Here is a 12508-nt window from a genome sequence, read left to right on the forward strand (position 1 = left end):
CTGGGGTTAAGAGAAATTATCACGGGTCTCGACGATGAGCGAAACTGGGGCTGAAACCGGCCGGTTCATGGATCTGGCGCTGGATGAGGCAAGAGCTGCCGCACAACGCGGTGAAGTGCCTGTCGGCGCCGTTCTCGTCCTCAACGGCGAAGTGCTGGCCCGCGCCGGCAATCGCACCCGCGAACGCAACGACATCACTGCCCATGCCGAGATCGAGGTGATCCGCCAGGCGGCCCGCGCGATCGGAGACGAACGGCTGACCGGCGCCGATCTCTACGTCACACTCGAACCCTGCACCATGTGCGCGGCCGCCATCTCGTTTGCCCGCATGCGCCGGCTTTACTATGGCGCGGAAGACCCAAAGGGTGGCGGCGTCGACAATGGTGTGCGCTTCTTCAGCCAGTCGACCTGCCATCATGCACCGGATGTCTATTCGGGACTGTCAGAAACAAGTGCCGCCGAAATCCTCCGGGATTTCTTTGCCGCACGGCGCTGACGAGGAGCCTCAACCGGCGGCGAAGGCTTCAAGCGCAGGGCCGGCAAGGCGATAGCGCGTCCATTCGCTCAAGGGCTCGGCGCCGATCGCCTCATAGGCCTTGATCGCCGGTTCATTCCAGTCGAGCACGCTCCATTCGAAGCGGCCGCAACCCTTTTCCACCGCGATCCGCGCCAGATGCCGCAGCATCGAACGGCCGGCGCCCGTGCCGCGCTGGTCGGGCGTCACATAGAGATCTTCGAGATAGAGCCCGTTGCGGGCAAGCCAGGTGGAATAGCTGTAGAACCAGACGGCGAAACCGACCGGCATGCCATCGCGCTCGCAAATCGCGGCCTGTGACACCGAGGCCAGGCCGAATAGCGAATCCGTAACGGACTCGACGGTCGCCTCGACCTCATGCTCGGCCTTTTCATAAATGGCAAGTTCGGTGATGAAACGCAGGATGGTTCCCGCGTCATCGGGGGTGGCGTCGCGAATGGTGAACATCGGCGATCAGAAAATCTGATACCACTTCTTGCCGCTGCCCTTGATCGCAGCTTCCTTCTTGCGGCGGCGCTCCTTGACCTGCTCGGGCTCGCCGAGATCGGCCGTCGCCTCTTCCGGCAGCTTGCGATATTCCAGCGGCGGGTCGCTCAGGAATCGGCGCTTGTCGGCATAGGCACCCATCTGGATCTTGCGGGCTTCACGATAGGCCTGGGTCTGCTCGCTCTTGCTCAGGGCGCGGCCATTGGCGCTGGCCTTTGCGAGCGGCGAGACGTAGCCCGGATTGTCAGCATTGGCGTCGGCCTCCTCACGCAGACGCTGGCGCGTCTCTTCGGGAGATTCGATCCACTGCGGGTTTTCCTTGGAGGCGAGATTGGTCTGCGGCTGGACGAGCGCGGTCTGCTCGCCTTCCGGCGGCAGGACGAGACCGGGGCGCGGCTGGTACTTGACGTTCTTGGGCTTTTCACCTTCGAGACTGACCGCGCTGCCAAGACCCTCGATCAACTGCTCGCCAGCGGTCTTGTCCGTACCGTAGGTCGGGCCGCCAATGCAGCCGGTCAGAACAAGACTGCCAGCCACAATGCCGAACAGGCCGGCATACAGTCGAAACTCTCGCGTCATTCCCATGAAAACCCTTCCAGCGGTGCCGGCACGACCGATAACGAGCGGCATTGTTGCGCCCCATAACGCATAAATCCGCCAAATTTCAGGCAGGTTTTACCGGATGAGCCGCAAAAGCGCAATTCACCCGGTAAACAATCCCTTAAGAAGCGTAGCCAAGCTCGCGAAGGGCCGCCGCGTCACGCGCCGACACATCCGGGAAAGCGGCATCCGAGCCGACATCGGCGGTGATGCGCCAGGAACGGGCGCACTTCACACCTTCGGCCAGCACCGGCTCGACGCTGACAGTCGACAGGTCATCGAGACGGAAGGCCGAAGCCGGCCCCTCGCCCGCCACGACCGTGATGCCGGAGGTGATGCAGGTTTCCTCGAAATCCTGGCCTTCGAGTGCGTTCAGCAGTTCCGGATCGTTGACATGGACGACCGGCGCAGCTTCCAGCGAGGAGCCGATACGCTTGTCCTTGCGCTCGATTTCCAAGGCGCCGGTGACGACCGAGCGAACCTTGCGGATCTTGACCCACTTTTCGTCGAGCGCGGCGTTTTCCCATTCGGCCGGGACATCCGGGAACTGTTCGAGATGCACCGAGACCGCCGACGGATCACGCGAAAGCCATGCCTCTTCGGTGGTGAAGGGCAACATCGGCGCAAGCCACAGGACCATGCAATCGAAGATCTTGCGGATCACGTGCAGGGCCGAACGGCGGCGCAGGCTGGACGGCGCGTCGCAATAGAGCGTATCCTTGCGGATGTCGAAATAGAAGGCCGACAGTTCGATATTGGCGAAATCGATCAGCGCACGGGCGATCTTCTTGAACTCGAACGCGTCATAGCCTTCGCGCACCATCTGATCGAGCTCGAACAGGCGATGCAGCATCAGCTTTTCGAGTTCCGGAAGCTCGGCATAGGCGATCTCCTCGCCCTTGTCGTGCGCCAGCGTGCCGAGCATCCAGCGGATGGTGTTGCGCAGCTTGCGATAGGCATCGACGTTGGTCTGGATGATCGTCTTGCCGAGGCGCTGGTCTTCCCAATAATCGGTGGTCATGACCCAGAGACGCAGGATATCGGCGCCGGAATCCTTCATCACGTCCTGCGGCGACACGACGTTGCCAAGCGACTTCGACATCTTCTGGCCCTTCTCGTCCATGGTGAAACCATGGGTGACGACCGTGTCATAGGGTGCGCGGCCGCGGGTGGCAGCCGACTCAAGCAGCGAGGAGTGGAACCAGCCGCGGTGCTGGTCGGAACCTTCCAGATAAACGTCGGCCGGCCATTTCAGGTCCGGACGGTCTTCCAGCGTGAAGGTGTGGGTCGAGCCAGAATCGAACCAGACATCGAGGATGTCCATGACCTGAGTCCACTTGGCATGGTCGTGGCCGTTGCCGAGGAAGCGATCCTTGGCGCCTTCGGCAAACCAGGCATCGGCACCTTCGGCATCGAAGGCTTCCAGGATGCGCTTGTTGACATCTTCGTCCTGCAGGACATTGCCTTCCTCATCGGCGAAGACGCAGATCGGCACGCCCCAGGCGCGCTGACGCGACAACACCCAGTCCGGCCGCTGCTCGATCATGGCGCGCAGGCGGTTCTGGCCACCGGCGGGCACGAAGCGGGTGTCGTCGATGGCGCCCAGCGCACGGGTGCGCAACGTCGTGCCGTCCTTGAGGTCCTTGTCCATGTAGACGAACCATTGCGGCGTGTTGCGGAAGATGATCGGCTTCTTCGAGCGCCAGGAATGCGGATACTGGTGCTTCAGGCGGCCGCGGGCGAACAGCGCGTTGCGCTCGATCAGCGCCTTGATGACGCGGTCGTTGGCATCGCCCTTCTTGCCGCTATCGTCCATGACACGCGCGCCTTCGAAACCGGGGGCGTCGGCGGTGTAAGTGCCGCTATCGTCGACCGGGAACGGGATGCGGGTGTCGATGCCGCGGGCTTCGAGTTCCTTGACGGACGACATCCAGGCTTCGAAGTCTTCGCGGCCGTGGGATGGGGCGGTGTGGACGAAGCCGGTACCGGCATCGTCTGTGACGTGGTCGCCGGCGAGGAGCGGGACGGTGTAGTCGTAGCCGCCGCCGAGGCCGTGAAGGGGGTGAGCTGCGGTGATGGCGGCCAGATCGTCAGCCGAGACATCGCGGAGGCGCTTGAAGGTCAGCTTGGACTTGGCCGCAGATTCCTCAGCAAGCGCATCCGCAAAGATAAGCTTTTCGCCCGGGCGCGGGCCAAAATCGTTCTCGGCAGCCGTGACTTCGTAGAGGCCGTAGGCGACCTTCGGCGAATAGGCGATGGCACGGTTGCCTGGGATCGTCCACGGGGTAGTCGTCCAGATAACGACGTAGGCTCCACGGAGATCATCCATGTAGGACGCAGCCTGCGCAGGCTCGCCAATTGTCGCAACGCTTTCAACCGGGAACTTCACCCAGATCGTATCGCTCTCGTAGTCGTGATACTCGACCTCGGCCTCCGCCAGCGCGGTGCGCTCGACGACCGACCACATGATCGGTTTCGAGCCGCGATAGAGCTGGCCGCTCATGGCGATCTTCAGGAGTTCGCCGGCGATGCGGCTTTCGGCGTGGAAGTTCATCGTCAGATACGGATTGTCAAAATCCCCTACGATGCCGAGACGCTGGAACTCGTCGCCCTGCACCTTGATCCACTTTTCGGCATAGGCGCGGCATTCCTTGCGGAACTCGATCATCGCGGCCGGTTGCTTCAGGTCAGGCTTCGGCTTGCCCTTGGAACGGTAGTTTTCTTCCTCGATCTTCCACTCGATCGGCAGGCCGTGACAATCCCAGCCCGGAACATAGTTTGAGTCAAACCCACGCATCTGGAACGAGCGGGTGATGACGTCTTTCAGGATCTTGTTCAGCGCGTGGCCGATATGGATGTTGCCGTTGGCATAGGGCGGGCCGTCATGCAGGACGAACTTTTCGCGGCCTGCGGCGGAGGCGCGCAGCTTCTTGTAGAGGTCCATCTGGCGCCAGCGGGCAACCGTTTCCGGCTCCTTCTGCGGCAGGCCGGCGCGCATCGGGAATTCGGTTTCAGGCAAATAGAGGGTCTTGGAATAATCGAGCTTTTCGGCAGTTTCGGTCATAGCTTTTGCAATCACTGTTGAGCGCGTGTCGCCGCGCGTGCGAACGGGATATCTTCAAGGGGATAACGGTGGCGCTCCGCCGGAACGCCGAAAACCCGGACCTTCCGGCGGCTATCAAAGCGCTGGGAAGGCCGGGCCAATAATTCGCAGATCACGTATCAATCGACGATATCGGGTCATGGTGGCCGGTTGTTTAAGCGGTTTTCGGGCGAAAAGGAAGATGAAAACGCCAAAGTTTCGAACAAGGATGGGGGCTATGATCAGCGGATGGAACTGTTGGTTCTTCCTGTGATAACATTGCGAGGATCGTTTCCGAACAAAACGATCTGTTGCGGGAGCATGATATGGTCAAACGGACATTTTTTGTGAAAGCGCTCTGGGATGCGGACGCCAAGGTCTTTTACTCGGAAAGCGACATCGAAGGCCTGCATATCGAAGCCGATACGGTCGAGCAGTTCGAAGACGTGATGTTCGACACGGCAATCGACCTGATCGTGGCAAATCATATCAGCGCGCCCGATCTTGCCGACACACCGTTACGCGATCTCATTCCGGCCATTCTCTGGCAAAGACCAGATATCCCGGCGGCGGCATAGTGGCAGAAGGGTACTACAAGGTCGTCTGCGACATTCTTCTCGCTCTCGGATACGAATATCAGACGAATGCCAAAGGTTCGCACGAGAAGTGGCGATCCCTCGAAACGGGAAAACTCGTTCTTGTCCCACGTAACCTGAAAAGCCGGCACACCGCCAACGGCATCCTGAAGACAGCTGGCTCCGATCGCAAGCTCTGAGGTCGCCTAGTCCTTCGGATTTGCCGCCACGAAAGCACGCAGAACATCGTTGATGCGGTCCTGCCAGCCGGGGCCGTCGTCCTGGAAATACTGCAGCACGGAGCTGTCGAGTTTCAGGGAGGCCTGTTCCTTGGTTTCCGGCAAAGCACGCTTTTCGACGGCAGGCGCAGGTGCCTTCTTCGCGGGCTTGAACAGGGCTTCGGCGGCGTCCATGGCGCTGACGGGGCGGCGGGGCGTGGTGGCCATGATGTGATCCTCTGTAGGGGGCGGCAGCATGCCGACCCATCGGTTCAGAATGCGATATGCCGGTCGATGTCGCTCAGGGCCTGCACGCCCGACAGAAGGGCGCGCGCCTCGGCGTCGTCCTGTTTCATCTGCACCACCAGCGGCTCAAGGCCATCGAATTTCAGCTCGTCGCGCAGATGGCCGAAGAAGGAGACGGAACAGACCTGGCCATAGAGATCGCCGGAGAAATCGAACACGAAAGTTTCCAGCAGCGCGGTGCCGTTGCTGTCCACTGTCGGGCGCTTGCCGAAGCTGGCGACGCCGTTATGGATGACGCCATCGGCACAGCGGAATCGGACGGCATAGATGCCGTTGCGCAACTCGACTTCCGGCGGCAGCTGCATGTTCGCCGTGGGGTAACCAAGCGTGCGGCCGAGTTGCTTGCCGCCAATTACCTCGGCTTCGACCGTATAACGATAACCGAGCATGCCGGCCGCCTGCACGACGTCGCCTTCGCCCAGCAGGCCGCGGACATGGCTGGATGAGATGACGGAGGCGTTTTCATCACGGAAGGCATCGACGAGCGTGACGCCGAAACCGTTTTCGCCACCGGCGGCCATCAGGAATGCCGGGCCGCCTTCCCTGCCCTTGCCGAAATGGAAATCGAAACCGGTGACGACATGGCTGGCATGCAGCCAGTCCATCAGGATCGAGCGAATAAAATCGGAGGCGGACAGTTCGGAGAAGGTGCGATCGAACGGATATTCGATGACGGCGGAAAAGCCCATGCCTTCCAGGATGCGCGCCTTGAGCGGCGCTGGCGTCAGACGGAACACCGGGCGATCCGGCCGGAAGACGGTGCGCGGATGCGGTTCGAAGGTCAGGACGAGCGCCGGAACGCCGCGCGCGCTCGCCTCTTCCAGGGCACGGTTCAGCACCGACTGGTGGCCGCGATGGACGCCATCGAAATTGCCGATGGCGATGACGCCGCCGCGCAGCGCCTGCGGCAGGGGTTCGCGGGTCTCGTTGCGATGGAAAACCGTCATATCCGTCACGCCAGTCATCTCTTCTGCCATTCGATCGGCCAGTGCTCAAGCACGTCGGAATCTTTCAGATTCGCTTCCTGTGCTTTCGCCTTTTGTTTTTTGCGCATGTCTTGATCCCGAAACCGGTGACCACTTTCGGGAGACATGCTGTAGCGCGCCGCCGCCACTAAGCCAGTCTCGGTATCCACCATTTCGGCGTGGCGCCCTCGTTTTTCAGGAAGGCCGTCAGCTTCCCTTCGTCGGTCTTCTCGCCCGTCATATACTCGGCGGCGTGAATACCGGCACTGATATAGAGGACATCGAGGCCGAAATCCTGTGCGCCCTTGACGTCGGTCGGCATGCCGTCGCCGACCGCGATCACCCGCGACAGGTCGAAGCTGCCCCGCGCCGCCTTCGCCTCGGACAGCGAGGCACGGTAGATCGGCACATGCGGCTTACCGGAAATGCGGGTTTCGCCGCCCAGCTGCTCATAGACCTTGGCGATGGCACCGGCGCAGGGGATCAGCCTGTGACCGCGCTCGACGACAAGATCGGGATTGGCGCAGATCAGCGGCAGCTTGCGCTTGGCCATGCCCGCGAGCGTCGCGCGGTAATCCTCGGCGGTCTCCGTCTCGTCATCGAAGAAACCGGCGCAGACGATTATCTCGGCGTCCTCGGACGAGGCCATGGTGACGCCCAGCCCTTCGATCAAAGGCAGGTCGCGCTCGGCGCCGATGAAATAGATCTTCTTCGGGCCAGCCGAGATCAGCGCGCGGGTCACGTCGCCGGAGGTGACGATGCGATCATACGCGCTATCCGGAACACCAAGACCGCGGATCTGCACGATGACACCGGGATGCGGACGAGGCGAATTGGTGATGAGGACGACGGTCAGACCCCTGGCACGCGCTTCGGTCAGCGCCTCACAGGCTTCCTTGAAGGCCGCAACGCCATTGTGCAGGACGCCCCAGACATCGCACAGGACGACGTCGTAGCGGCTGGCAATGTCGCGAAAACTGTTGATCCGAACGGCCATGCTGGCTTCCCGCAGAAAGAATTGGTCGGGCTGACATGGCAGGCAGGCGGAAAAAACACAAGACTGGATGCCGAAAGTGGCAACCGAATCCCAAGGTTTCGGGCATTCGGGGATGCCCGGTTCCTAAAATTTGCCGATCAGCCACCCCGCCACGGCACAGATCGAAAGCGTCGTCACGATCCCGCGTTTGAGGCCGAAGAGCAGAACGACGGCCAGAAGCGTCAGCAGGCAGGCGCCCCATTGGAAGCTCTGCCAGACGGGAAACGGCAGCGACAACGGCCCAGCCTCAACCCTTGCCACCTCGGCAAACAGCACATGCAGCCCGAACCAGACGGCGAGATTGAGGATGACGCCGGTGACGGCGGCGGAGATTGCCGACAAGGCGCCCGACAGCGCCCTGTTGTTCCTCAAGGTTTCGACATAGGGCGCGCCGAGAAAGATCCACAGGAAGCAAGGCACGAAGGTGACCCAGGTAGCAAGCGTCGCACCGAGCATACCCGCCGCAAGCGGATCGAGGCCGAGTGGTGCTCTGAAGGCGGCCATGAAGCCTACGAAGGACAGGACGAGCACCAGCGGCCCCGGCGTCGTCTCGGCGAGCGCCAGACCATCGAGCATCTCGCCGGGTTTCAGCCAATGATAGGTCTCGACCGCCTGCTGCGCGACATAGGCCAGCACGGCATAGGCGCCGCCGAAGGTCACCACCGCCATTTTCGAGAAGAACAGGCCGATGGCGAGATAGACATTGCCGAAGCCGATCGCACCGGCAATCAGGACGAAAGGCGCGATCCACAGAGCCAGCCAGAGACCAAGAATACGGCCGGTACGCGCCCAACTGGAGGCGATATCCGGCATATTGGCATCAATGACCGAGGGCTTGTCGGCCATGATCTGCTTCGCAGCCGCTGCGGTACGGTGGGCGGCAGGTTGCATCCGGCTGGCAACATAGCCGGCAATACCGGCGGCCAGCACCACCAGCGGAAACGGCAGATCGAACAGAAAGAGCGCGGCAAAGGCGAGTGCCGCGACCACCAGCGCAAACTGCGTCTTCAGCGCTCGCCGGCCGACCCGGATGACAGCCTCCACAACGATCGCCAGCACCGCTGCCTTCAGGCCGAAGAACAGGCTGGAGAGCCAGTCCGTCTGATGAAACAGCGCATAGGCCGATGACATTCCGAGAATGACGAAAAAGCCCGGCAGGATGAACAGCAGGCCGGCGACGATGCCGCCACGCGAGCCGTGCAGAAGCCAACCGATGTAAGTGGCGAGCTGCTGCGCTTCCGGCCCGGGCAGCAGCATGCAGAAATTCAGCGCATGCAGGAACCGGCTTTCGGAAATCCAGCGCCGCTCCTCCACCAGTTCCTTGTGCATCAGGGCAATCTGCCCGGCGGGGCCGCCAAAACTCAGAAGTCCGATCTTCGCCCAGACTTTCGTTGCCTCAACGAACGACGGGTGTGGCGGCGCAAAAGCGGTGACGGCCTCATTCATTTTCCCGGCCCTTCCTTGAGACATGCGATACCCATTCATGCTTTTCCTGCGTGGCGTCCCGGGCCCAGCGATAGAAGGCGTCGTAGAGAATCAGGCCAGCATCGAGCTGTTCGAGATCGTCGGCAAACATGCGCGACAGGCCAAGGGAAGCCGCAAGCAGGCCGGACGCCTCGGGCACAAGATCAAGCCGGTCTGTATCGGCGGCACGCACGATCAGGGAAAGGCGCTGTAGCGCCGGAAAGTTCAGACCGAACTCCGAGACCATCGTGTCGAAAGTGCATTCTTCTCCGCGGTGGCTCCAGAAGACACCTTCCACATCGAAAGGCGTCGCGCCGAAACGGTCGGCGACCGCTTCGACCTCGGAGGCGGCGACGAAAAGAAAGGATGCGGCGGGATCGACGAAACGGCGGATCAGCCAGGGACAGGCAATGCGATCGATCTTTGGGCGGGAGCGGGTGACCCAGACCGAGCCACCTCCGGTGTTGCTTCCGGGAATCGCCGAGATCGGCACCAGCGGGAGACTGGCTGCAGCCCAGGCCTCTAGGCCGCCTTCGAGACTTTCCGCCTGCGCTCCGGCATGCCGCAGCCAGGCGGCGACACCTTCACTGAGCTTCTTGCCCTTCTGGCAAACGACGACGACCCAAAGGCCACGATAGTCGGCTGCCCACTGCGACACGGTGGCATAGGGTCGGCGCGTCGAAGCAGGCAGCAGAGCCGGCCGTGCGGCGAAATCATCGTCGTCGCGCACGTCGATGACAATCGGTCCCTTTGGGATGCCGGCAAGTCGAGCAAGTTTTTCAACGGAAATGGAATTGTACGAGGCCATGATTACGTCCCTTTTTTGGAAAGAATGGACGCGAAATTCTGGCATGACGCCTCGTGGGGTATTCGCAGACCCCATGGGTCCGTTAAACAAAAAACGGGAAATCGAGTCAATCGACGTTTTGATTAAAAAAAACGCTCCGCCTCATCCTTGACTCATCTCGCGGCCACCCCTATCTGCAAGCCGCTAGCACTCAAACAATAGGAGTGCTAACATCCATCCATCGGGTCGCATGACGATCCGTGAAGTCATTTGATCGAGGGATTAGACAATGACAACCAATTTCCGTCCGCTGCACGACCGCGTCGTCGTTCGTCGCGTTGAATCCGAAGCCAAGACCAAGGGCGGCATCATCATTCCGGACACCGCCAAGGAAAAGCCGCAGGAAGGCGAAATCGTCGCCGTCGGCACCGGCACCCGTGACGACAAGGGCGCCCTGATCGCTCTCGACGTCAAGGCTGGCGACCGCGTTCTGTTCGGCAAGTGGTCGGGCACCGAAGTCAAGCTCAACGGCGAAGACCTTCTGATCATGAAGGAAGCCGACATCATGGGCATCATCGGCTGATTTTAGCCGGTACCCGCTTCACACATTCCAGAAAACCAATTGGGCATCAGCCCGGGAGTTTTTATCATGGCAGCCAAAGAAATTAAGTTCGGCCGCACCGCGCGCGAAAAGATGCTGCGCGGCGTCGACATCCTCGCAGACGCAGTGAAGGTCACGCTCGGCCCGAAGGGTCGTAACGTCATCATCGACAAGTCCTTCGGCGCTCCGCGCATCACCAAGGACGGCGTTTCCGTCGCCAAGGAAATCGAACTGGAAGACAAGTTCGAGAACATGGGCGCCCAGATGGTCCGCGAAGTTGCTTCGAAGACCAACGACATCGCCGGCGACGGCACCACGACCGCAACCGTTCTCGCCCAGGCCATCGTTCGCGAAGGCGGCAAGGCTGTTGCAGCCGGCATGAACCCGATGGACCTGAAGCGCGGCATCGACCTCGCTGTTTCGGCTATCGTCAAGGACCTCGTTGCCAAGGCAAAGAAGATCTCGACGTCGGACGAAGTTGCCCAGGTCGGCACGATCTCGGCCAACGGCGAAAAGGAAATCGGCCAGTACATCGCTGAAGCGATGCAGAAGGTCGGCAATGAAGGCGTCATCACGGTTGAAGAAGCCAAGACCGCCGACACCGAGCTGGAAGTCGTCGAAGGCATGCAGTTCGACCGCGGCTACCTCTCGCCCTACTTCGTGACCAACCCGGAAAAGATGGTTGCCGAGCTGGAAGACGCCTACATCCTTCTCCATGAGAAGAAGCTCTCCAACCTGCAGGCCATGCTCCCGGTTCTGGAAGCCGTCGTTCAGACCGGCAAGCCGCTCCTGATCATCTCGGAAGACGTCGAAGGCGAAGCACTTGCTACGCTCGTCGTCAACAAGCTGCGTGGCGGCCTCAAGATCGCTGCCGTCAAGGCTCCGGGCTTCGGCGACCGCCGCAAGGCCATGCTGGAAGACATCGCGATCCTGACGGGTGGCCAGGTCATCTCCGAAGACATCGGCATCAAGCTCGAAAACGTCACGCTCGAAATGCTCGGCCGTGCGAAGAAGGTTTCGATCTCCAAGGAAAACACGACGATCGTCGACGGTGCCGGCCAGAAGGCTGAAATCGAAGGCCGCGTCGCGCAGATCAAGGGCCAGATCGAAGAAACCACTTCGGACTACGACCGCGAAAAGCTGCAGGAACGCCTTGCCAAGCTCGCTGGCGGCGTTGCCGTCATCCGCGTTGGCGGTGCGACCGAAATCGAAGTGAAGGAAAAGAAGGATCGTATCGACGACGCGCTGAACGCAACGCGCGCTGCCGTTCAGGAAGGTATCGTTCCTGGTGGTGGTACCGCCCTGCTGCGCGCCTCGATCGTTCTCGACCTTAAGGGTGCAAACGACGACCAGACTGCCGGTATCTCGATCATCCGCAAGGCACTTCAGTCGCTGGTGCGCCAGATCGCTGAAAACGCAGGCGACGAAGGCTCGATCATCGTCGGCAAGATCCTCGAAAGCAACACCGACAACTTCGGCTACAACGCCCAGACCGGCGAATTCGGCGACATGATCGCCATGGGTATCGTCGACCCGGTCAAGGTTGTCCGTACGGCTCTGCAGAACGCAGCTTCGGTTGCTTCGCTGCTGATCACCACGGAAGCCATGATCGCTGAACTGCCGAAGAAGGAATCGGCTGGCGGCGGCATGCCGGACATGGGTGGCATGGGCGGCATGGGCGGCATGATGTAATAAGGCATCCGCCTTATTACGGAATGACCACTTCCAAGCTTTGGAATGAGGAAAAGGCGGGCCGCAAGGTCCGCCTTTTTCGTTTCGGGCGCTCTATCGTCCCGAAAATGGCCGCCAGCTACGGCATTTGCCCCATTGCCGAACCGGGCACGAATCTGTTT

Annotated in this window: 14 protein-coding genes; 5 read left to right on the forward strand and 9 right to left on the reverse strand. The window is 61.1% G+C overall.

Annotation, left to right across the window (positions count from 1 at the left end):
* The first annotated feature begins 34 nt into the window (after nucleotides 1–34).
* A complete protein-coding gene (locus ASG68_RS01665; protein ID WP_062583640.1) occupies nucleotides 35–496 on the forward strand; it encodes a nucleoside deaminase in 462 nt (153 codons plus the stop codon).
* A gap of 9 nt (nucleotides 497–505) precedes the next feature.
* Here ASG68_RS01665 and ASG68_RS01670 read toward each other — a convergent pair whose 3' ends face one another.
* The 3 genes from ASG68_RS01670 to ileS all read right to left on the reverse strand — a co-directional run bounded on the left by ASG68_RS01670 (nucleotide 506) and on the right by ileS (nucleotide 4685).
* Complete coding sequence (locus tag ASG68_RS01670) at nucleotides 506–982, reverse strand: GNAT family N-acetyltransferase (RefSeq protein WP_062583639.1); 477 nt, start codon at nucleotides 980–982, stop codon at nucleotides 506–508.
* A gap of 6 nt (nucleotides 983–988) precedes the next feature.
* Nucleotides 989–1606 carry a hypothetical protein gene (locus ASG68_RS01675; RefSeq protein WP_062583718.1) on the reverse strand — a complete coding sequence of 206 codons (618 nt, stop codon included), beginning with the start codon at nucleotides 1604–1606 and terminating at the stop codon, nucleotides 989–991.
* 136 nt (nucleotides 1607–1742) lie between these two features.
* The gene (ileS, locus tag ASG68_RS01680; RefSeq protein ID WP_062583638.1) at nucleotides 1743–4685 is read right to left on the reverse strand and encodes an isoleucine--tRNA ligase; all 2943 of its coding nucleotides are present in this window, start codon (nucleotides 4683–4685) and stop codon (nucleotides 1743–1745) included.
* 344 nt (nucleotides 4686–5029) lie between these two features.
* Between ileS and ASG68_RS01685 the strand changes: the two genes are divergently transcribed.
* The gene (locus ASG68_RS01685) at nucleotides 5030–5281 is read left to right on the forward strand and encodes a DUF1902 domain-containing protein (RefSeq protein WP_062583637.1); all 252 of its coding nucleotides are present in this window, start codon (nucleotides 5030–5032) and stop codon (nucleotides 5279–5281) included.
* Entirely contained in the window at nucleotides 5281–5478 is a 198-nt protein-coding gene (locus ASG68_RS01690) for a type II toxin-antitoxin system HicA family toxin (RefSeq protein ID WP_062583636.1), read from the forward strand. Before ASG68_RS01685 ends, ASG68_RS01690 begins: the two co-directional genes overlap by 1 nt.
* A 6-nt stretch (nucleotides 5479–5484) precedes the next feature.
* On the opposite strand, the gene ASG68_RS01695 is transcribed toward ASG68_RS01690, so the two are convergent.
* The 6 genes from ASG68_RS01695 to ASG68_RS01715 all read right to left on the reverse strand — a co-directional run bounded on the left by ASG68_RS01695 (nucleotide 5485) and on the right by ASG68_RS01715 (nucleotide 10075).
* Nucleotides 5485–5724 carry a BrnA antitoxin family protein gene (locus ASG68_RS01695; protein WP_062583635.1) on the reverse strand — a complete coding sequence of 80 codons (240 nt, stop codon included), beginning with the start codon at nucleotides 5722–5724 and terminating at the stop codon, nucleotides 5485–5487.
* A gap of 44 nt (nucleotides 5725–5768) precedes the next feature.
* Nucleotides 5769–6749, reverse strand: a complete 981-nt coding sequence (locus tag ASG68_RS01700) for a bifunctional riboflavin kinase/FAD synthetase (RefSeq protein ID WP_062583717.1) — start codon at nucleotides 6747–6749, stop codon at nucleotides 5769–5771.
* A 14-nt stretch (nucleotides 6750–6763) separates the two neighbouring features.
* The gene (locus ASG68_RS31060) at nucleotides 6764–6940 is read right to left on the reverse strand and encodes a hypothetical protein (RefSeq protein ID WP_156373780.1); all 177 of its coding nucleotides are present in this window, start codon (nucleotides 6938–6940) and stop codon (nucleotides 6764–6766) included.
* Nucleotides 6916–7764, reverse strand: coding sequence for a TIGR01459 family HAD-type hydrolase (locus ASG68_RS01705; RefSeq protein WP_062583634.1), 849 nt, complete (start codon nucleotides 7762–7764; stop codon nucleotides 6916–6918). The genes ASG68_RS31060 and ASG68_RS01705 overlap by 25 nt, the downstream gene beginning before the upstream one ends.
* A gap of 123 nt (nucleotides 7765–7887) precedes the next feature.
* A complete protein-coding gene (gene chrA / locus ASG68_RS01710) occupies nucleotides 7888–9249 on the reverse strand; it encodes a chromate efflux transporter (protein WP_062583633.1) in 1362 nt (453 codons plus the stop codon).
* Nucleotides 9242–10075: a chromate resistance protein ChrB domain-containing protein gene (locus tag ASG68_RS01715; RefSeq protein ID WP_062583632.1), complete on the reverse strand. Its 834-nt coding sequence runs from the start codon at nucleotides 10073–10075 to the stop codon at nucleotides 9242–9244. Before ASG68_RS01715 ends, chrA begins: the two co-directional genes overlap by 8 nt.
* A gap of 268 nt (nucleotides 10076–10343) precedes the next feature.
* On the opposite strand from ASG68_RS01715, the gene groES reads away from it, so the two are divergent.
* Together groES and groL are read left to right on the forward strand one after the other, a co-directional pair.
* Nucleotides 10344–10637 (forward strand): co-chaperone GroES, encoded by a 294-nt coding sequence (gene groES, locus ASG68_RS01720; protein ID WP_062583631.1) that lies wholly within the window; start codon nucleotides 10344–10346, stop codon nucleotides 10635–10637.
* Between the two features lie 66 nt (nucleotides 10638–10703).
* Complete coding sequence (groL, locus tag ASG68_RS01725) at nucleotides 10704–12347, forward strand: chaperonin GroEL (protein ID WP_062583630.1); 1644 nt, start codon at nucleotides 10704–10706, stop codon at nucleotides 12345–12347.
* The last annotated feature ends 161 nt before the right edge of the window (nucleotides 12348–12508 follow it).

Source organism: Rhizobium sp. Leaf453 (assembly GCF_001425605.1).
In the GTDB taxonomy this organism is placed as follows: Bacteria; Pseudomonadota; Alphaproteobacteria; order Rhizobiales; family Rhizobiaceae; genus Pararhizobium.